The sequence below is a fragment of the Paenibacillus sp. G34 genome (assembly GCF_056856875.1).
In genome coordinates this window covers 2,953,588-2,974,988 of the sequence record NZ_CM166469.1, presented here as the reverse complement: position 1 = coordinate 2,974,988, position 21,401 = coordinate 2,953,588, and the positions used below count along the sequence as shown (strand labels likewise).

General features: G+C 44.1%; 16 protein-coding genes. 5 read left to right on the top strand and 11 right to left on the bottom strand.

Annotated elements, in window-relative coordinates:
• Positions 1–684: 684 nt before the first annotated feature.
• Entirely contained in the window at positions 685–1,848 is a 1,164-nt protein-coding gene (locus tag AC1VYS_RS13555; RefSeq protein WP_482914687.1) for an MFS transporter, read from the bottom strand.
• Between the two features lie 149 nt (positions 1,849–1,997).
• Entirely contained in the window at positions 1,998–2,750 is a 753-nt protein-coding gene (locus AC1VYS_RS13550) for a TrmB family transcriptional regulator (RefSeq protein ID WP_482914686.1), read from the bottom strand.
• A 183-nt stretch (positions 2,751–2,933) separates the two neighbouring features.
• On the opposite strand from AC1VYS_RS13550, the gene AC1VYS_RS13545 reads away from it, so the two are divergent.
• Entirely contained in the window at positions 2,934–3,062 is a 129-nt protein-coding gene (locus AC1VYS_RS13545; protein ID WP_090924048.1) for a DUF4023 family protein, read from the top strand.
• Between the two features lie 135 nt (positions 3,063–3,197).
• Here the strand turns inward: AC1VYS_RS13545 and AC1VYS_RS13540 are convergent, their stop codons facing one another.
• Complete coding sequence (locus AC1VYS_RS13540) at positions 3,198–3,758, bottom strand: helix-turn-helix domain-containing protein (protein ID WP_482914685.1); 561 nt, start codon at positions 3,756–3,758, stop codon at positions 3,198–3,200.
• A gap of 132 nt (positions 3,759–3,890) precedes the next feature.
• Here AC1VYS_RS13540 and AC1VYS_RS13535 point away from each other — a divergent pair, with 132 nt between their 5' ends.
• The gene (locus AC1VYS_RS13535; protein ID WP_482914684.1) at positions 3,891–4,478 is read left to right on the top strand and encodes a LysE family transporter; all 588 of its coding nucleotides are present in this window, start codon (positions 3,891–3,893) and stop codon (positions 4,476–4,478) included.
• Between the two features lie 48 nt (positions 4,479–4,526).
• Here the strand turns inward: AC1VYS_RS13535 and AC1VYS_RS13530 are convergent, their stop codons facing one another.
• Entirely contained in the window at positions 4,527–5,504 is a 978-nt protein-coding gene (locus AC1VYS_RS13530; protein WP_482914683.1) for an MBL fold metallo-hydrolase, read from the bottom strand.
• A gap of 101 nt (positions 5,505–5,605) precedes the next feature.
• Here AC1VYS_RS13530 and AC1VYS_RS13525 point away from each other — a divergent pair, with 101 nt between their 5' ends.
• A complete protein-coding gene (locus tag AC1VYS_RS13525) occupies positions 5,606–6,586 on the top strand; it encodes an alpha/beta hydrolase (RefSeq protein ID WP_482914682.1) in 981 nt (326 codons plus the stop codon).
• A gap of 114 nt (positions 6,587–6,700) precedes the next feature.
• On the opposite strand, the gene AC1VYS_RS13520 is transcribed toward AC1VYS_RS13525, so the two are convergent.
• The 3 genes from AC1VYS_RS13520 to AC1VYS_RS13510 all read right to left on the bottom strand — a co-directional run bounded on the left by AC1VYS_RS13520 (position 6,701) and on the right by AC1VYS_RS13510 (position 9,958).
• Entirely contained in the window at positions 6,701–8,182 is a 1,482-nt protein-coding gene (locus AC1VYS_RS13520) for a DHA2 family efflux MFS transporter permease subunit (RefSeq protein ID WP_482914989.1), read from the bottom strand.
• A gap of 70 nt (positions 8,183–8,252) precedes the next feature.
• The gene (locus tag AC1VYS_RS13515; protein WP_482914681.1) at positions 8,253–8,840 is read right to left on the bottom strand and encodes a TetR/AcrR family transcriptional regulator; all 588 of its coding nucleotides are present in this window, start codon (positions 8,838–8,840) and stop codon (positions 8,253–8,255) included.
• 191 nt (positions 8,841–9,031) lie between these two features.
• The gene (locus AC1VYS_RS13510) at positions 9,032–9,958 is read right to left on the bottom strand and encodes an NAD(P)/FAD-dependent oxidoreductase (RefSeq protein WP_482914680.1); all 927 of its coding nucleotides are present in this window, start codon (positions 9,956–9,958) and stop codon (positions 9,032–9,034) included.
• A gap of 432 nt (positions 9,959–10,390) precedes the next feature.
• On the opposite strand from AC1VYS_RS13510, the gene cyoE reads away from it, so the two are divergent.
• Entirely contained in the window at positions 10,391–11,308 is a 918-nt protein-coding gene (cyoE, locus tag AC1VYS_RS13505) for a heme o synthase (RefSeq protein ID WP_482914679.1), read from the top strand.
• A gap of 161 nt (positions 11,309–11,469) precedes the next feature.
• On the opposite strand, the gene AC1VYS_RS13500 is transcribed toward cyoE, so the two are convergent.
• From AC1VYS_RS13500 to AC1VYS_RS13490, 3 genes are all read right to left on the bottom strand, one after another.
• Entirely contained in the window at positions 11,470–13,239 is a 1,770-nt protein-coding gene (locus AC1VYS_RS13500; RefSeq protein WP_482914678.1) for an ABC transporter ATP-binding protein, read from the bottom strand.
• Positions 13,236–14,957 carry an ABC transporter ATP-binding protein gene (locus AC1VYS_RS13495; protein ID WP_482934526.1) on the bottom strand — a complete coding sequence of 574 codons (1,722 nt, stop codon included), beginning with the start codon at positions 14,955–14,957 and terminating at the stop codon, positions 13,236–13,238. The genes AC1VYS_RS13500 and AC1VYS_RS13495 overlap by 4 nt, the downstream gene beginning before the upstream one ends.
• 672 nt (positions 14,958–15,629) lie before the next feature.
• Positions 15,630–16,868, bottom strand: a complete 1,239-nt coding sequence (locus AC1VYS_RS13490) for an MDR family MFS transporter (RefSeq protein ID WP_482914676.1) — start codon at positions 16,866–16,868, stop codon at positions 15,630–15,632.
• 158 nt (positions 16,869–17,026) lie between these two features.
• On the opposite strand from AC1VYS_RS13490, the gene AC1VYS_RS13485 reads away from it, so the two are divergent.
• Entirely contained in the window at positions 17,027–18,796 is a 1,770-nt protein-coding gene (locus tag AC1VYS_RS13485; RefSeq protein WP_482914675.1) for an ABC transporter substrate-binding protein, read from the top strand.
• 104 nt (positions 18,797–18,900) lie between these two features.
• On the opposite strand, the gene AC1VYS_RS13480 is transcribed toward AC1VYS_RS13485, so the two are convergent.
• Positions 18,901–21,282 carry a polyprenyl synthetase family protein gene (locus AC1VYS_RS13480; protein ID WP_482914988.1) on the bottom strand — a complete coding sequence of 794 codons (2,382 nt, stop codon included), beginning with the start codon at positions 21,280–21,282 and terminating at the stop codon, positions 18,901–18,903.
• Positions 21,283–21,401: the final 119 nt, after the last annotated feature.

Here is a 21,401-nt window from a genome sequence, read left to right as displayed (position 1 = left end):
GGCTTTTCAGCTTGATCCGTCAAGCCGAGAGAGGTCTTTTTTCTACATAAATTGAACTAAAGAAAACGACATGATGCCGATTAACGGTCCATGATATCGTCAAAGAGCACTGTAATAGGGCAAAAATACCAGCCTTGCAGGCTGCTCAACTGGAAGATGGAAATCTAACGATCCCCATGGAGCTTATTTACCCTGAATCAGGGAGATTTGAAATCTAACGATCTCCAGGAAGCTTATTCCATTCAAAATCCTGAAAAATGAGCCTGATCAAGCTGATTTCAGCACAATAGCGTCTCTGGGGATCGTTAGAATTTTTGAAAGCCCGGATATGCCGAAATAAGGCTTCTCCTGATCGTTAGCGCTCGCAGTAGTCAAAGTAGAGGGTGACAGACTTGCACTATTCATGGGCGATCGGTGATATTGTTAATGTGCCTTTATGGATGAGCATATCGGAGCGGATTGTTTACATTCTTTAGTTCAACTTATATAGACTAAACTTCAATGTCCCTAATTCGCTCTTGCGGGTTAAGCAGAGGCGCTGTGCATGAGATATGTACGTACGTCTGGTCCTGAAAGGCAGCTCTCGTGGATTCGAACTCGGCACAAAAAACCTCTGCACATCCGCAAAAAAATCCGGAAATACAAAGGTTATATTTTACCTGAAATGAGGCATGGTTCCTATTCTCAAGCCATCACATGAGCATGCTTTTCTTTCATACTAATTGCGAGAACAGCAGCAACAAGTCCGACACCCACAAGGATCGAGCCAACCCACCCCGTGTTCATAATGGATGAATGGTCAATAACAAGACCGCCAATATAGGTTCCCAGCGCGATACCCGCATGGGCTATCCCCGAGTTCGTACTAATCAATATTTCAGATGTTTCAGGTGAGGTCTTGATAATCAGACTATTTTGCACAGGTGTAATCGTCCAGCTTAGAGCCCCCCAGACACTTAACAGCAGCAGAAAAGCGATCATAGGTAGTCCCGTGCTGAACGGAATAACAGCCATACTAATCATAAACGGAACCAGCACGATCAAAATAGCTTTAGCCGGATGAAGACGATCGGATAACATGCCACCAATACCCCCGCCTGCAACTGCGGCAAGCCCAAACATCATGTAGATCAAGGTAATCGCCGTTGCACTTGCTCCAACGGTTTCCTGCAGAAACGGTGTAAAGTAAGCATATAACGTTAGATGACCCGCCAGAACGAGTAGTGTTGTGGCGTGAATCGCCAGCATTTTCGGATTCCATAGTGCCTTAAGCTGATTTTTCAGACTTACGGCAGGAGCAGGCTGAACACGATCCATTGCGAGGCCGATGGACACCATCACCAGTACTGTCAATAGGGCAATTAGCATGAACACCTCACGCCATCCAAACGCGTTGCCTATATAGATACCAATCGGTACGCCCAGAACCAGTGATGCACTTCCTCCCATCGTAATTGTGCCAACCGCGCGACCTTTGTACTCCGGTTTAACGATACGTGATGCTAACGTCAGAGATAATACAAAAATAAGCGAACCTGCTGCAGCTCCAAGCATGCGTCCTGCCATTAACATGTAAAAGTTAACACTGAATGCAGAGACCAGATTGCTGATTAGAAATACAAATAACGTAAACATATATACCTTTTTTCGCTCAAATCGGGCCGTTACATTTAACAAGATCGGCGCAGAAAGTGCATATACGAGTGAAAAGATCGAGATCAGATATCCGGCTTTCGCCAAAGACAGATGAAGATCGGTTGCAATCAGATCCAGAATGCCGCCCAAAATCAGTTCAACCGTTCCAACCACAAAGGCAGCAATCGCCAAAACATATACTTTTTTATTCATTGTTTTAAATCCCCCTAACAAGTTACAACTACGATAGTAACCTATTAGCAAGAAAAGTTCAACGAATAATTTCAATACATTTTCAGATTCTTTTCATCTCATTTACAAATATAAAAAAATAAAAAACTATTCTTCGATAGAATAGTCTCCTAGTAGATCAATCTCGTAAGCAAACGTTCAATCTCTTCATCCTGCAAAAGTTGATCCCCGTATTTTTTTGTGATCTGTGTCAGAGCCACGTCGTGATAGAAATAATCCGTCATTGCTTTAACAATCGGTTTGGACATCGTTTTGATGGCTTTCCACGACTCATTTTCCAATCCGGCGAATAGCAGATAGGCATGATCCACGATAAGCAGTTGTGAAGGTTCTGGCGCATCAAGTAGCGGGATAAGCGAGTATTTACGAGTCAGGGAACTGTCCAAACCACCAACTGCAAGCACTTCTACATACACGCCTTGCCTCTCCTTCTGCTCCAGCAAACTGCGGTAACTCTCCATCCGCTCATTCCAGGCCAGAAAAAGAATAGACGAATCCGCCTCTTCAATCAATTGCTCAATGTTCGAGGCAATGGATGACTCATCCTTTAACGTCCAGATATGCTCATCGGTGAATGTTCGCTTAATTTTATATTGTTTCAAGGTTTCGATGTCTTTATCAAAATCAAGCTTGATTTTGTGAATAACCGTTTGAAGATCGACTGCCATGTACAGTTTTTTCTTGCCATCCATCGTTGTCAGCACAATCCCCTTATCAATCAAACGGTTGAGCACTTCATAAATTTTGGCCTTGGGAACATTCGATGCGCCTACGATCGTTGTTGCATCCAGCGGCTCATCCTGCGCAAGTATAGCCTCGTAAACCTGACTTTCATATTGGGTAAATCCGAATTTTTGCAACATGTTATTTTCAGAACGTCCCTTCGTTCTTAAGTGTGTAAAAGAATAGTTCAACTTGTATCTAGTTTAGAGAGAAGTTCAGCACCTGTCCAGTTTCATGGTGTCTGTTCAAATAAAATGAGTTAAGCCTGGTTATATTAAGCTTGAATTACCCATTCCCTGTTTTGGAAAGGAGCATGAATACGAATGGAAAGTACACAAGAATTCGTGAAAAAGGTCAATGAAAATGCCGAGAAAGCACGTCATAACAAAAACAATGGTAAAGGTACGCCCGGTGATAAATTGCCGAACAAACAACACTCCACGAACAAATAAACACAAGGTTTTATGACTTCACCTAACTATGAACTAGCATAATCAGTAGCATCCATGTAAAAAAATATGGTGCCTCACAACAGTGAGTGCATCATATTTCCTGTCACTAATGTTTACTTATTACTTGTTTCTTGTTTACTTCGAATTGGCATAATGTATCACCATGCTCAGCTTGTTACTACTTACCCCAGGATTATCGTAACCATGCGGCTGATCCGCTTTGAAACGAATCGAATCTCCCTGTCTTAACTTGTATTCTTCTTCGCCTACTCTGATCGTAAGCTCTCCTTCATACAACGTGATGAACTCCTCAGCCCCGTCAATATGCGGTTCAGCTGTCAACGATGCCTGTTCATCCATCTCCATCATGTACATTTCAAAACGGCGCCCCGCTTCCAAAGAAAAATGAGGATAGATTCGGATTCTTCCCTCATCTTCTCGCATGACTTTGATGTCTTCTCTCATGAGAACGGTTGTATCTGACTTCGCTTCATGAATTAATTCACTGAATGATATTTTTAACCCGTTCGCAATCTTCCAGACCGTTGCAATCGACGGATTGGATTCCCCGCGTTCAATCTGACCAAGCATCGTCTTGCTAATGCCTGACATTTCTGCGACCTTGTCCAGGCTCAGCTTCCTCTGTTCCCTGATTTGCTTGAGGTTTCGAGCCAAAATCAAATTAATATTTTCCATGAAAAATACACCTCACTTCTTCCCAATCCTATTGTGCGATATACAGCACATATTGTACAATCATAAAGTATATACGTTATAACGACCTTATAGTGCATTATAGCATACAATCTAATCTTACGAGGAGAACATATGGATATTCTATCTTTAGTCACTTACGCAATGATTGCTTCTTTTACACCAGGACCGAACAACATCATCGCCATGTCTCATGCCAAGGAACGAGGTTTCAAATACACATTTCCTTTTATTAGCGGAGTCGCTGTCGGATGTCTTCTTATCATGATGCTATCCAGTTATTTCAACCTTGCCCTTTATCAGTACATTCCGGTCGTCACCCCGGCTTTAAACGTATTGGGATGTATTTACATGCTCTATCTGGCCTTCAAAATAATGAAGAGCACGTCTGCTAAAAGCGAAGCCGAGGACAAGTCAAAGATTCATTATTCCTTTTCGTTTGGATTCACTCTTCAGTTGATCAATCCCAAGGTCATCTTATACGGGCTTACAGCCCTGTCGGTGTTTGTCCTGCCCTATACACAGTCACATCACCAACTCATACTATTCTCGTTGCTGCTTACTCTGATTGGGATCAGTGCGAATCTGACCTGGGCATTGGGCGGACGTTTATTTCAAAAGTTCCTGTTAAAATATGAGCGACCTTTTAATATCATTATGGGTCTTATATTGATCTTTACCGCGATTTCATTTATCAAATAAAACAAAAGCGTCCACTCATCTGTTGAGTGAGACGCTTGCTTGTAAGTATTACTCCTGTTTCCTTCTCCACCAGGAACGCATCTCATGAGCTTCATTATTGAACACAACTGTCTCGCCTATAACCGGTGTAACAACCGGCACATTCAAGCTTCGTGCGGCACGGGTAACCCGCTCCGCTGGTTCATTCCAAGCATGATAGGCGAGGGTGAATGCTCCCCAATGAATGGGGATCAATACATTGCCGCCTACATCCAGATGGGCTTGTACCGTTTCCTCAGGCATCATATGAATGTTGGACCAGCGTTCGTCATATTGGCCGCACTCCATCAAGGTCAGATCAAACGGGCCGTATTTACTTCCAATTTCCTTGAAATGAGGCCCATAACCACTGTCGCCACTAAAGAACACTTTGGTTTCCCGTCCCTTAATGACCCATGAGCACCATAACGTGGAGTCCCGATCAAATAATCCCCTGCCTGAGAAGTGACGAGCAGGTGCACAAGCGAATGTTAAACCCTTGAAGGAAAATTCATCTCCCCACTGATGCTCAGTAATCTGGTCCGCTGGCACTCCCCATTTGATTAAGCGTTTGCGCACACCGAGTGGAACGATAAAACGATTGGTTTTGCGTTTTAATTTTCGAATAGAAGAAGCATCAAGGTGATCATAATGATCATGAGAGATCACAATCGCATCCAATGTAGGAAAATTTTCAGGCTGTATGGGCAGCTCCTTGCTGAAACGCTTCGTACCAACCCATGACACGGGTGACGGCCTGTCACCCAGCATGGGGTCAAAGAGCAGTCTGTGTCCCTCAATCTCAAGCAGAAAAGCCGAGTGACCAAACCATGTCACCTGTGATTGATCGGAAGCCTCCAGCGTTGAAGCGGCTTGATAGTGCTCCATAGGTATGTTCCCTGACGGTCTTCGCTCCACATTTCTTCGCATGGAATCCCTCAATATACTTGTCAGAGACTTGATATTCATTCCGGCAGTTGTTGGAACCTGATTTTCGTATTTCGTCATCGTTCACCCTTCTTTCCCAAGCTAGAATTAAGATACTGTTTCCACTCGTATAAGACTGGGCTTATATGATATAGAAAAAACAAGAGAGAGTGTGAGCTACCATGAGCAAAAAATGGCGTAAAAGACTTGTTAAATTTCTGATATTCGACCTGTCACTAATTATTATTTTGGTAAGTACCGGATTGATCTATCAGCAGATCAGTTCTTCACAAGATGAAAAAACATTTACACCTCCAGGCAAACTGTATGAAGTACATGGGGATAAAATGCACCTATATACAGGCGGTGAAGGCGATGTGACCGTCGTTCTTGCCTCAGGTTGGGGGACAGCTGATCCTTATGTAGACTATTATCCTTTATATGAAAAGCTTGCCCCTAACACTAAATTCGCTGTATACGACCGCTTCGGCTATGGATACAGTGACAGAACCGATAAGAAACGTGATGTAGACACGGTAGCGGACGAATTGCATGAACTCCTGCAAGTCTCTGGGCAAAAACCTCCTTACGTGCTCGTTGCTCACTCCCTTGGTTCATTGGAGACCCTTCGATTCGCACAGAAGTATCCTGACTTGGTTAAAGGTATCGTCATGATTGACGGCGGAAGTCCTGAGCGCTACGCAAATGATGACGACAACCCGGCTGACACTTTGGCTGGTTTTGCGAATCAATTCCGTATCAAAACCGGACTTTTCCGGCTAAGTATGCAAGTCCCGGCAGTCGTTGATGCTTCTAATGCCAATCGCAATGAGTTAAAGCTGGTACCAGAGGATTTGAGAAAAGTAGATAAAACGGCGCTGCTTCTGAACTATAGCAATGCTAACACGATTGATGAGTTACGCGAAATGAAGGCGAATGCCAAAGTCGTTCTAGACCATAAGCAGCCATTCACATTCCCTCTCACGATTCTGACCGCAGATTACTTTGGCAAGCCGGAACCGGATTGGGTGAAAACCCAAAGTGAATTCACATCCTGGTCAACTTCAGCCAAACAAATTACTGTCAAAGATACGGAGCATTACATTCATCAATACCACCCGGACATTGTAGCTGATGAAATCCTTGAGATTGTTAAGAAATGATTAATCCGGTTGAACAACAATATTCATCCGAAAAGGTAGTTCTGTAAAGTAAACAAAAGAGCGATGTTCCCTTACATTAGGGAACATCGCTCTTTTCAAATGATTCATTTCATTTTAGTGCATCGGACTCTGCTGTTTGTCAGCTGACCCAACCTTCACTCTTCTTACAAATAAAGCAATGACAAAACCAACGAGGGCCAGAACGAGCGCAAAGACAAACGCATTCTGTACACCTGATGTAAATCCTGCAAGGATATTTTCCGGACTTTGCGGATTCTCAACATTGCTCAGGAACCGCGTCTGTCCAGCACTCAAAATACTTACGGCAACAGCTGTACCGATCGCACCGGATACCTGTTGAAGTGTGTTCATAATCGCAGTACCGTGAGGGTAAAACTCACGCGGCAACTGATTCAATCCGTTCGTCTGTGCAGGCATCATCACCATTGAAATACCTATCATCATGAACACATGCAGCATAATAATCTGGATCAGTGGCGTTGTTGCTTCGATACCTGTGTACAGGAACAAGACAACCGCAACGACCGCCATACCGATAATAACGAGCCATCTCGGACCAAACTTATCAAACAACCGTCCCATGACAGGAGATAAAAATCCATTCAGCAAACTACCTGGCAATAAAACCAATCCGGCAGTAAGTGGTGTAACAGCCATGCCTTGCTGTAAATACATCGGCAAGATCAGCATGGACGACAGAATCATCATCATACAGATAAAGACCAGAAGCAGTCCTGTCGTAAACATCGGATATCTGAACGCTCTTAGATTCATCACTGGCTCTTTCATACTCAATTGACGAATACTGAACAAGAGCAATGCAACGATACCAATGGCCAGCGTGGCAATAACAACCGGGCTGGTCCAGCCTCCGCCAGATTCACCGTGTCCACCTGCACTACTGAAGCCATAAACGATACCGCCAAAACCAAGTGTAGACAGAACAATCGACAACACATCAATCTTGGGCTTGGTCAACTTGGAAATGTTCGGCAGGAACAACAACCCACATACCAAGGAGATCAGGAAGAACGGCAAGGAAATCCAGAAAATCCAGTGCCAGCTTAAGTTAGCAAGAATCAGTCCTGAAATACTCGGACCACTTGCGGGTGCAAACATAATAACGAGACCAATCAAACCCATCGCTGCTCCCCGCTTTTCAATAGGGAAGATGACCAGTATGGTATTAAACATTAACGGCAGCAATAGTGCCGTTCCCACCGCTTGTAACACGCGAGCTACAAGCAAAATTTCAAAGCTAGGTGCCAGCGCAGCAACCAATGTTCCTGCAATCGAGAAAATAAGTGACGTTGTAAATAGCTGTCTCGTCGTGAACCATTGCAATAACAATCCAGAAACAGGTACCAATACACCAAGGACGAGCAGGTATCCTGTAGTTAGCCATTGAATAGTTGTAGGTCCAACTTCAAGTAGACCCATAAGTGGTGTCAAAGCGACATTCAAAGCCGTTTCACCAAACAAACCGATAAACCCGCTCAGCAGCATGGCAAACAAAATTGGGAATACCTTATATTGCTGTGTTTCTTGCTGGTCTTTTGCTGTACCAGCCTTCATGGAAGCCTCCACGATCCCATCCTCCTCAAACATATCCTGCGATTTCTATTTTCTCTTTCTCTTGGTACAACTATTGATGCTGCTGGACATTCTTCGCTACAACTGACAAATAATCCGCAGCCGTAAGCAGCGGCTGTTTATTCTGATTGGTCAGCGTAATGATCAATGCACCTTCCATCAGAGAAATGACGAGCATTGCCGTCTCACGAGCCTTCTCTTCACTAATACCGTCCAACATGAGATGCTTTGCGATAATATCTTGCCACCCCGCAAATACATTCTGTGAAGCCGTACGTAGCTGTTGACTGATACAGGAAGTCTCTACAGCAGCCCAGAAGCTGAATGGCAAAAATCCTGTATAACCACATGCTTCCGCTTCATTCGCTGTTTCATAAATGAATTGCCGAATGCCTTCTGCAGTCGTCTCATGGGCTGCAAAAATTTCCTCAAATCTTTGCAAGATATGAGCATTGGCTGATTGAATGCATTCGAGAGCCAGCTCTTCTTTCCCCTTAGGAAAATAATGATATAACGAACCTTTCGGTGTGTTACTCTCCTTAATGATCTGATTCAGACCGGTCGCATGATACCCTTGTGAAAAAAAAAGTCTCGCTGCTGTGCCAACAATAAGATCTCTGGCATTCGACTTTTCACTCAAAGAAAGCCACTTCCTTCAATAAATTATAACAATCGGTCTATATAATTAAAGTCGCTCTCGGGCAACATGTCAATGCTTTTATTTTAAATTTTACGAAAAAATAACACTTCCCTACTATATAGAGACATAAGTAAAACCGTCAGCTTAATCGACATGTAATCGAGAATCACTGGCGGTTTCACTTCGTATTGTTATGCTTTAGTTAAATCCCAGGCTTCAACATTTAACTCATTGTTAATGCTAACCGCAGTTAAAGCGCCTAATGATGCTGCGGTGATGGCTTGATACATTTCAGAAGCTGCATCTCCGGCGCTAAACACACCAGACACAGACGTTTTCCCTTGTGAATTAACAAGGATAGTACCCGTTTCTGTCATCTCGCACCCCATACCCTTTGGTATATCTGAACCCGTATGAAGTTTAGGCTGAAAGAATATTCCTGTACAAGAGATCAACGTTCCATCGCTCAGTTCAACTGCGCTAACCATCCCCTCTTCCGATCTGATCGATTGGATGGGAGCTTCATATAGTTGCACACCATGGCTAGAAAGTTCTATCTTATGTTCTTTTTCTAATGAATCAGCATCCTGTATGCACACAACAAACTGCTTCGTCCATCCTGAAATTAATTTAGCCATATGTAACGCATAGTTTGCACTGACAATGATGACAAGCTGCTGTTCCCTTAGTTCCCATCCATCGCAGTAAGGACACACAAAAGCGCTTTTCCCATAGACTTCGGGTAGACCCGTAATATTCAAAGGCAAATCTTTCTTACCTACGGCAAATAAAATCTTTTTTGTCTCATATTGCTTTCCCTCGACTGTTTGAACAACAAACTCACCGTCATGTCCAGTGATCTCTGTCACCGTATCTGATTCAAATTGCACCGAAGGATACACAGTGATCTCTTCTTTTGCGATTCTGCGGAATTCACTAGGGCTAACACCATCTCTGGTTAAAAAACCATGTGTCTCGCGAGTCACCCAGTTACGAGGTTTTTGATCATCGATGACAAGCACGTTTTTTCTAGCTCTGCCAAGTACCAACGCAGCGTTCAGCCCAGCAGGCCCTCCTCCCACAATTACAACATCGAATTGGTTATGATCTTCATTCATATATAACACCCTTTCCAGATATTTAATGTCTTTAATAGAAACAAAAAAATTCTATCTTTCCTCTTCACACTCGATACGTAAGGAGCAAAGACATATGAGATATCTAATAGCGTCCCTTCTAACAGTCAAGGGAACCCTGCATTTATAGCCCCAAAACAAGACTATTAAAGATATCTTATATCTACAATACAATTATTATTTCGTATTTGCAATATTTTTATTTCATTTCTACAATGGAACCATGACAATCTTATGAAAATACGCGCGTAGCACAGAACTGTTGTTTTAACAATTAAAAAAGTTCTTGTTTTTAAATTGTTCACAATCAAATGACATTATTATAAATACTAGAATGTAATTTAAATCACAACGCGAATTGAGTGATATAATGGACACATATTATATTAAGTATAAACAATAGGAAGTGAGTATTTGAAAACAATAAATAATGAATCACAAGCCAATATCAGCCTGGAATACAGCTCGATTCCAAAAGTATTTTTCGATACGATCAAAATTGGAATCATCAAGTCCAACTTGATCGCCATGTTCGCAGGTTTAAGTTTAGCTTTATATGTGTTCGATGCATCTGTCACTGCTAATATTGTTCCGATTGTACTTTCATTTCTCGGTTCTTCATTAATTATTGGAGCAGCCGGGGTGTTCAACAATCTGTATGACCGAGACATTGACGCGATTATGGAGCGTACGAAGAAACGCCCTACCGTTACAGGACGGGTCGATACCAAGGCAGGTCTGATTCTTGGTTTTACGATTACGTTGATTGGTGCGATAATGCTGTACATCGCATCTCCATCGGCCGCATTTTTTGGACTTCTTGGATTGTTCCTTTATGTAATTCCTTATACGATGTGGACCAAACGTACAACGATCTACAACACCGAGGTAGGCAGTTTGTCTGGTGCAGTTCCTCCGCTGATTGGCTGGGCAGCCATCTCTCCAGAATTGGGACATTTTGAAATCTGGGCACTGGTCGTAACGATGCTCTTATGGCAAATGCCTCACTTCTACGGTATCGCCATTCGTCGCTTCGACGAATACAAAGCAGCTGGTGTTCCGATGTTGCCTGTTGTGAAAGGCATTGGACGCACTTACGTACAGACAAATGTATATCTGGTCTTGCTATTGCTTTCCAGCTTCCTGTTCTGGCCAATGAGCCCATTTGTTGCTATTGTGGCCTTTGTGGTAAGTCTGATTTGGCTCATTCTTAGTGTGGCTACTTTTGATAAAAAACAAACAAAAAAATGGTCACAGCGGATGTTTATTTTCTCCATTAACCATATCACCATCATCTTCTTGGTCATCATTGCTTACTCTTTGATTGCATAAAGAGTATAAAATAATAGTAGCACCTCTAATCGTTTTATAAAAAAAGAAACCGCACAGATCTCACGCCTGCATTCAGGCAGTATCTGTACGGTTTTTTCTTTTATTTTATGACATCTGAATTATTCACATTGCTGCTCTATTCAATTCCGTTCTAACCCACATCATCCTGCCTTTACAGGTACCTGTTCTCCCTGCCACAACAACTGCATTTCTTCATTGGTCTCAAGTAAATCGGCCAGGTTTCCTTCGGCTTCAATGCGTCCATCTTTCATGACGATAATGTGATCCGCTTTCGTAAGAGCCGCCTTGCGGTGAGATACGGCAATACATGTGACATCTCTCTCTTTGAAGAGTCCGTCCCACACCAACTGCTCCGTTTCCACATCAAGCGCACTGGACAGGTCATCAAAGATAAACAGATCTGCCTCGGTCATTAGCATTCGCGCTGTTGCTGATCGCTGAATCTGACCTCCAGATAACATGACACCTCTTGGTCCAACAGGCGTTTCCAACCCTTGATCCAATTGATTGATATCTTTATCCAAAACAGCCAGTCGAATGGCTTTTTCCAGCGCTTGATCTACATTACCCTGTTTACCTTGAACGATATTTTCTCTGAGCGTGTCACTGAACAGCCTTGGAACTTGAGGCGTATATGCAGCTCTAGGCGGCATAAGAAAGGTTGCCGGATCTACGTGCTCTCCATTCCAGAGAATCTCACCCTGTTGCTTGGGCAGAAGTCCAAGCAGAGTACGAAGCAGTGTGGATTTACCAGAACCGATGCGTCCTGTAATGACAAGAAATTGTCCCTGTTTCAGCTTGAGGCTGATGTCTTGTATACCGTTTGAGGATTGCTCGTAGCGATAACTAAGACCATTCACTTCAAGCTCACGCAATTTCTCCTTCGGCTCTCTTGCTTCATTTACTGGCTCTGGTGGCTCTTCGTAAAGGTAGATCTCCCGTTTCTCCATAATCTGATCCTCCTCACCCGGCCGAAAAAGTGTCCGCATACGGTCATAAGAAACCTTGAGCCTTTTATGCTGGAATACCATGTATCCGAATAAGGAAATGCTAAATCCGATGTTAACGAGATAACTCGTAAATAAGGCAAAATCACCCACCGTAAAGTTACCTGCCTTCATTTCCGCTGCACACATCAACAAAATAAGCCCGGTACATATACTTAGTACATGCTGATTAAGTGACTTCATCCATTGCTTGAACAGATTGTCTCTTAAGGCAGCCTGACGTCGTTCTTCATTCAGCCGATTGAACCGCGTGGAGACATGTTCTTCTGCCTGACCCAGCTTCAGTGCCTGCACAGCCCCAAACGTCTCGGCAATAAAGCTGGTAATCCGACCTGTAGCTTCACGATTAACCTGTGCATACTTTCTTGCACGATTACCTGACAGATTATTCAGTAGCGTTACCACCAAGAGCGGTAAAACGGCAACAAGTGTAATCTTCCAGTTAATATTGGCCATAATCACGATCGACACCACTGCAAAAACTAATCGACCCCAAAAATCCACCCAGGATTCAATATATTCAACCACTTCATCAACGTCATCCCGGAAACGACTCATCGCTTCACCCGGAGATGCAGGAAGATTCCGTCCCGGCCAGCGCATAATGCCAGCCAGCATATTCGTCCGCAAAATGGCTTGAATATGATACATATAGGTCACCCAAGCATGGAAAGCGACAAAGAACGTGCCGACGCGGGCCAAGCGAAAAAGCGCGATGAGAATGAGCGGTACAGCAAGCCACATATAGTCAGTACTGCCCGTTGCTGTCCGGTCAAAGAACCACTGCATCCCAAGCCCCATTGCTAGGGGAAGCGAATGAAAGATACACCATAACAAACCGTTAATAAGAAACAAATAAGGCTTAAAGCGAAACAAGCGCCCTATAAATCCTGTTACATTCATGCCAGTTCCTCCTCTTGGCCCGTGACCAGAAGTCGTGCATAATGGGAGGACGGATTATTCGCAAGCTCCACTCTTGATCCGAATTCCAGCAGCTTGCCTCCACCAAGAACCATAATCTTATCCACCTTCTCCAGCGTGGCTAATCTATGCGCAATAATGATACCTGTTGATCTTTTCATTAATTCATCAATAGCAGATTGAAGCAAATTCTCGGTCGCTGCATCAAGCCGTGAAGAAGGCTCATCCAGTATCACCAGACTCGGCTCCGTTAGAAATACACGGGTCAAAGCGAAGAGCTGCGCTTCCCCTGCGGATAATGAAGAACCTCCTGCATTTAGATGTGTATCCAAGCCTTCCGGCTGTGTATCAATCCAGTGATGCAACCCCAGTCGCTCTGTTGTTTGCTTAATCATGACATCCGATACTTCTGAATTAAACAAAGTCAGATTGTCACGCAATGTACCGTCAAACAACTGCACATCCTGTGTCACCATCCCCACTCTGCGATACAGAGCCTGCATGGATAACTTCGTAATATCCGTTCCACCGATCCGAATCTTGCCCTGATCCAGATTGTACAAACGCAGGAGCACACGGCTAAGACTTGACTTTCCGCTTCCCGTCCGTCCGATGATCCCCAGACGTTCTCCCGGTTTCACTTCAAAGGTGATATCCTGAAGCACAGGTTTATCCTCATTGTAACTGAAGTGCACCTGATTAAACTCCAGTCCAAGCGGCCCATCAGGCAACCTCTCTTCACTTCCGTCCTCAATCTCGCTTCGTAAAGACAATAATTCGCGTGAACGAAGCATACCTGATTTTGCCTTTTGAAACTCCTGTACCTGATCGCCAAGCAACTCGATAGGTTCATTCAACATCTGGCTGTATTGATAGATCAAAAACAAGGTTCCAATGCTGATTGCACCTTCGATATAGTAGTGCACACCCAGAAGCAAAACGACCGTAACGGATACAATAAACATGACCACCGTGGTGTTCCAAGGGATAACCCTGAGCATCCATGCCTTCCGGCCTTTGAGGAAAACGGTGCGCATCGTACGAAAGAATCGGTTCATCACATATGGTACGTGTCCATTCGCCTGCACGTCCTCAATACCGGCAATTCGTTCCTCAATTAAGCTGAACAAGGAAGCACTGGCGGCGCGCTCATTTTTGGAAGACTCCACTCCAAGATTGCGAATAATGACCATGAACAGAATAGATAATAACGTAAATACGGTCATAACCAGTGCGATTGGCACATTAATCGTAAACATGAATCCCAGAATACCTGCGAGCAGAACAAAACTGCCGATGACCTGTACGATAAACATAGCGAAGAAGTTCGAAATGCTCGTTACATCGCCATCCACGCGTTCAATCATCTCTCCAGGAGTTTTGACGTTATGAAAACGCATATCCAGCCTCAGGCAATGTTTCAGTAAATCTCCACGCATCCGGTTGGTTGCCCGCCAGGCTACATCGTTTCCTAAATAACTGACCGCGATCGTGATCAATTGATTGCTCACGGCAATGAGCAGGAAGAGCCCAGCAAGCTGTACCAGATCATCCAGAATCCCGCCGCTTGCAGCCGTATCAATGAAACGTTGAATGATCTGTGGATTGAGAAGCTGCAGCCCTGTTGATGTTAACAACATGATCAGCAACATGGCCAGCTTGCCTTTCACCGGCTTTAAATATCGTAGCAGCCATGACATGGAGCGTTTTTCTGTTTTGGGCACCAGCCCCACCCCTTTAATTAAAAATTTCACTCGGATTTATACTTTGTCGCGCGCATAATTATCATTTGAATGTTGAATCTTCCAACTACACTTTTGATTACCTTCGCTATGACGAATCATGTATGAGCGTATTGTAATCAGCAAGGCCTCCCGAAGAAACACATTGTTTGCATGCATTAACCATAGTTTATTCTTCCTTTCTTATGGATATAGATCGAACATAAGTAACAACTTGGAATCGATTTCAGTTCTTGCTTTTTTCCTTTCACTTTTACTCTTACTCATGCTCCTTTCCATGTGAACCGTCTGGTGGAATGAAAAAAAGCCATAGATGAACGAAGTTCATCTACAGCTTGATTGGATCGAAAAGCCAGCCAGAAAATGTGACATTTCAGCTTCTTCTCTAACATCGCAGTATGAATGAGCGTCCAGACAGGATTGCAGTAAGCTGGACTGTCCAAACATGGTCAATACTCTACCTGGATTATGTCACTATGCTCATGCATATTCAATTATTGGTTGAAGCACCTGCGCTGGCTGATCCATCATTGTTTATCCCACCCGTTTCACATATTTGTTGTTTATTGTATTCGCTCATTCTTTATACGTCAACATAATTATTAACTTAATTGTTATTTACTTCATCTGTTAGAATCCAATTTGTACAGATTCAGGTGTTTGCTTTTCTCTGCTGATAAGTCGCTTATGTGCTATCAGTAGAAAAGGAACCCCGAGTGCAGTCGTTATAGCAATGGGTATAAAGACGGCTAGTCCATTTCCCGCACCAAACTGGCTTAACAGCAACCCACCAATGACCGGAGCCGCAACATTTCCAATATTGTTGAAACCGATTGTACCAAAATACGTTCCTTTCCATTCAGGCTTTGCAATTCGGTCGATAAGCATATCCATCATGGTAAAGAGTAGTACTTCCCCTACTGTAAACAAGATGACACTGATCATCATCAGTACAATCCCTTCGGCTAGACCAAATAACAACAGACTTGCGGCAACGAGCAGATTCCCCAAAATAAGCGGTACAAGCGGCGGTGCATTCCGGAAAGTACGAACGAGTGGATACTGGATGATGAGCACGGTGATTGCGTTAAGTGAAAGCATATACGAGAACATCTGACTTCCATTTTCAAAGATTGGACTTCTCGCCAAATACTGCGCTAACGTAGAGCTGAAGTGGCCATAACCTAACACACAAAACGTCGTCCCAATTAGCACAGGCAAGAATACCCGATCCCGTCCGGTGGTCATGAGGGCTTCGCGCAGACGAGGTGCAATAACCTCTAGACGTCCGGGCAAATTAGCCTGATGCAGTTTAAATTGAAGTCCCAGAATCAGACCATACGCAATATAAACGAGCCCCGAGATGACAAAAGGAAACGTCGATTCCGATGATCCCAGCTGAAATCCGATAATTGGCCCAAACACGACCCCCAGATTAATCGCTGCATATCTCAGATTAAACACTAGTAGTTTGTTTTGCGGTGAAGTTATGTCGGATAACAACGCTCTTGAGGTTGGCTCAAACACAGCCCGGCACAAACCGTTTAACGTGTTTGCAACAAAGAACACCCATAGATGTTCAGCTGCCGCAAAAATGAAAAATACAGCGGCCCAACTAAATACCGAGACGAGCATAACGATTTTGCGACCGATTCGATCAGAGATATATCCCCCGTAAAAGCTGACGAGCACTCCCGCCAGCGAGCTTACCGCAACCGTGATTCCCGTCTGGGTCGGCGTGGCTTCAAGCACACGTGTCAGATAGATGGACAGAAACGGAATACTCATCGACGTCACGAGACGCCCGAACATCGTTCCAATAATAATGGTCCAGGCCAGCGGGTGAATTTGCTTCAAAATATGCTTCATCTTTCATTCTCCTATCTTGCTGCTTTCTCTATCTATCCTGTTGCTGCGAAAATGGATGAATTCTCTCATCCTCATAGGTATAATTGTAAAGATAAAAGGGGGAAGTAAAAGTGTAATGTTTCATTCTCACTTTTCACCTTTATGGAGGATCTATACACATGGATACGATATACACTCACTTTTTAAGACTTGCTGGCTCTGATATGCTCTCGATTAAGATCAATGAACCTGTACCCGTAACGATTGAGAATCTGTCCTCCATCCTCTGTTGCACTCCACGCAATGTAAAATTCATTCTACGAAAGCTGGAAGATCAGAATTTTATCCATTGGAAACCTGGACGTGGACGAGGCCATCATTCCGAGCTTACACTACTGCGAAGTCTGAATGATGCTTTAGAATCCAACTTTACTGAACTGTTATTCAAAGGCAAACTGAAAGAAGCCATCGAGTTGATTGGAAGTGTGCAAATCGATGACTTGATGCGGGAAAAACTGATGCTTACTCTTCATGACCAGATGGGATTTCGCAGTTACACCGAAACCGCCTCTGGCCAGGATACACTTCGCATGTTGAGATCACGTCAACTGGGTGATCTGGACCCGGCTTCGGTTTATACGGCTTTTGAAACCTATCTTCTTGGCCAAATATGCAACACACTGATTACTTATAACGCCCACACCGATACCTTCTTACCCGCACTTGCACATACATGGGAATCTAACAAAGACCATAAAGAATGGATATTTTATTTGCGAAAAGGGGTTCGTTTCCATGACGGACGTGTGATGACATCTCATGATGTTCAGGCTTCATTGATGCGTTTGTTTGATACAAATTGTTCGTCTTTGTGGCTGTACCGTGATATTAAGCGAACAGAAGTGAACGGCGATTATTGCATCAGGTTTATATTGCATCGGGCGAACCGTTTTTTTCTGCATCTGTTCAGTTGTATTCGGATGACGGTACTGCCCGCGGATTATGACTCGAACCAGACTTTGGTCGGCACAGGCCCGTTTCAGATCACCGAGATGAATGAAGATGTGATTAAATTGAAGGCATTTGATGCTTATTTTGGTTTCCGTCCTCATCTCGATCAGATCCACATCTGGTTTCTCCCTGAGCCGGCTTCAAGCGACGGTTATTATGATATGTCTGGTACTGACCGGCTTAGTCTGCCTGGAAGCAGTCATGAGCGACCTCACTATATCGACTATCCTGCACTGGGATGTCAGTATATGCTTTTCAACTTCAATGTCCCGGGTTGCCATCATACACTGCCTTTCCGTCAGGCCATGCGCATCGTCTATGATCCGGTCAACCTGGTGAACGATTTGGGTGAAAATCGAATTACACCCGCCAGCAGTTTTCTCCCTTGGAAAAGCGCTGCACAGAGCTGGGAAGCCACATTACTCGCCGACGCTCAAGCATTGCTTGAACAATCGGGTTATCAAGGAGAATCCTTCTTGTTATCTTATAAGAAGAACAAAGATTCCGATGTGGCAGAGTGGATACAACAACGCGCACGCCGAATCGGATTGAGGATTGATCTTGAACCTTTTGACGATTATCTGGATGTCGTGAAGACCTCAGATGCACCTTTGATTCTCAGAGAAGAAATACTGGAGGACGACTGGCAGTATGGCATGATTCACTTTTTCAAAAACCAAAGCAATACGCTCCATGAGTACATGACTCCCGAGCTTCAATCCATATTGGATTCTCTGCTGGATCCCTTTCCACAGCTTCCTCACTCCGAGCGTAGCGATCTTCTGGAGCAGGCTGAAGAATTACTGCGGGAAAATAGCTGGATGTTGTACGGATGTCATATGAACAAAAAAGCGGAATTGCACCAGAGTTTCTACGGCATGCAAACTTCAGAGTTTGGATTCCTGGATATCTCGAAGTTATGGATCAAAAATGCGTAATAAAATAACCCTCAGCCCCGTTAAAATACGGGTGAGGGTTTTATTGAGTATACATCGAATAACAGTTATAAGTTCGGTAAATCCGTTAAGCCTCAATGTTAGCCTTACCGTTCACGGCCAACGAGATAATCCAGCAGATGTTTTAAAAATGGGATCGGTTTAGGCATTTGACGTAATGCATCCGTAGCAAGACAGTAATGCTCCCACATCGCTTTTTGAGCACCTGTCTCTCCCAGAATGGATACAAAGGTTGAATTGTTATTTCGCTCATCCTGACCAGCAGGTTTGCCAAGGGTTTGTTGATCTCCTCCATAGTCCAGCAAGTCGTCCCTGATCTGAAAAGCAATGCCTGCATGATACGCAAACGCTTTTAGCGCGTCAATCTCCTCATCTTTTACTTCTGCCAAAATCGCTGGCATAACCAGCGCCGCCTCAAAGGCAATGCCTGTTTTGTAAAAACAAATCGTGTTTAGCTCCTCCAGCGAGAGCAGCTTCCCTTTCGAATCAAGATCCATCGCCTGACCCATACACATATCTTCTGCTTTTATAGCCGAATATTGAATCAGCTTCAACACCGTTTGCGCATCAAATCGGTTCAATGAAGACTGCTCACGAATCGCTCGCTGAATCAGGAATAGTCCTGTGAGTTCTGCCGTCGCGCTATTATGCAACTGATGAAGCGTAGAACGTCCACGTCTTATCTCGGCATTATCCTGTGTGGGCAGATCATCAAAGATGAGTGAAGCGGTATGCATATATTCCATGGAGCGTAACAACGGCATGATTGCCGACTCGCTAAGCCCGTACTCCTGAACACCCATGACCCAAGTCAGGATCGGACGCAGACGTTTGCCATTCCCTTGCAGACTGTAGTTAGCCGCGTCCATCAGCTTCCCCTTCATTTCGAGCTCTTCAGCAGCTTTGTTGATCTGCAGTTCTACATTGATCCGCTCACGTACTTTTCGAATCGTCTGCTGGAACGACTCTTTCTCTTGTTTATCATTACTGAGCTGCGAAACAATCTGATCCCGTAACAATTTATCCAGAAAGTCCACGTCATCTGCTTTTCGCACCATTTGTTGTACTACTTGATTAAGTCCAGGTTGGCCTGAAGCAAAGATCGTCATGACCTCGTCATACCTCGCCTGACCGAGCCGCTCTCTGCAACGCTTCAGCCCGTTAATCGCACGATCCAGGATAACTTCCCTCGCCTTGGCATTGGAATGGTAGACATCATGGATTAAAAACGAGATGACTGCCCAGTACAGCTCATACGGATTAATCAAATCCGGACGCAGGTCACGATATTTCAAATAATACGTGTAAGGTGTCACGGCCTCGTCCTGCATATCATCGAACATATCCGCAAAATCATCCGCGAGCTGATTATAAATCCCGTAATGGAAGGTGCGCAGATCAAACCCTTCATCTTCCGGTGCGCTCAGAACAGAACGAACAATCAACCTGGACGACGCTGACTTGATAATGATCGGAATGTACAGCTCTTCATTCGTATAATGGGCATTGGATAATTTCTTGCCACGATCGATCTCCTGAGATTGAAAGAACACATAAGACTGTTCAAAAAAAGTGTGCCGCATCTCCTCATGCTGATAGTTCCGAATATATTCAAAGGCCTCTCGAAGCTCGGAGTGTACATACCGAATCACTTCAAGCTGAGGTCCCTTCCATTCTCCAAGATCAGGCACAATGCCGGTAAGCAGAGCTTGTTGTATCATCGCAGAATACTGTTCCTTTTCCTGTGTAGTCAGCGCCTGAGAATCGAGAAGATCATCCACAAAAGGGTATGTTAAACCATAGGAATAACCCAGCCTGATGGCTGCATCAAGCTTTGCGATCCGTTCCTCCCGCGGCGTGTCCTCTGTAAGCTCATCATCGACGTGAAGCACGACACCCAGAATAATCTTGATCAGTTTACGTTGAGCCTGTGCCGCATCGAGTTCTGGTGGGATGTTTGCTGCAACATGTTTTAATTTGTCCATCACCCAGATGACTGCCTCTTCAATCTGTTCTCGCTGTCCCCACCGATATAATGCTGCCGGGCTTATGTAGTCAGCCTGACGTTGTTGTTCACTTGCGACACGCATAAAATATGCTTGGGTATCTTTAGCGATACGCTGAATCTTGTCTTTTGTTTTCGGGTTATCCAGCGCCTGCCCCAGATCGCGCATGTAGATATATGAGATGCTGCGATCCAGATAATCATCGATCTTGCCTGTCGCATTGAGCCAATGCATATATTTCTGAATATCAGTGGCATCCGGTTTTCTTTTGCCAGCGAACCAAGATAACCAGCTCCAACGATGGATATGTTTTTTTTGCCAAATTCTAAAATCTTTCGTAAGTGTATCTATATGAGTATTATTCAGCAGTTGCTGAGAGAGTGTCACAAAATACTGAGATGCTTTCTGCTCTGCGTGACGATAAGCTTCATCCGCATTAGCCTCGGCTTTCGTCTGATTCATAAGTACGTTGTTCATCGGTCGATCCCTCAACTTCAGTTAAAGTTAAACATGGTCCGCTCATGTTCATATCCTATATACGGCACTTCGGCCGTTTGGTTACGAAATCGCTAATGTCTGAA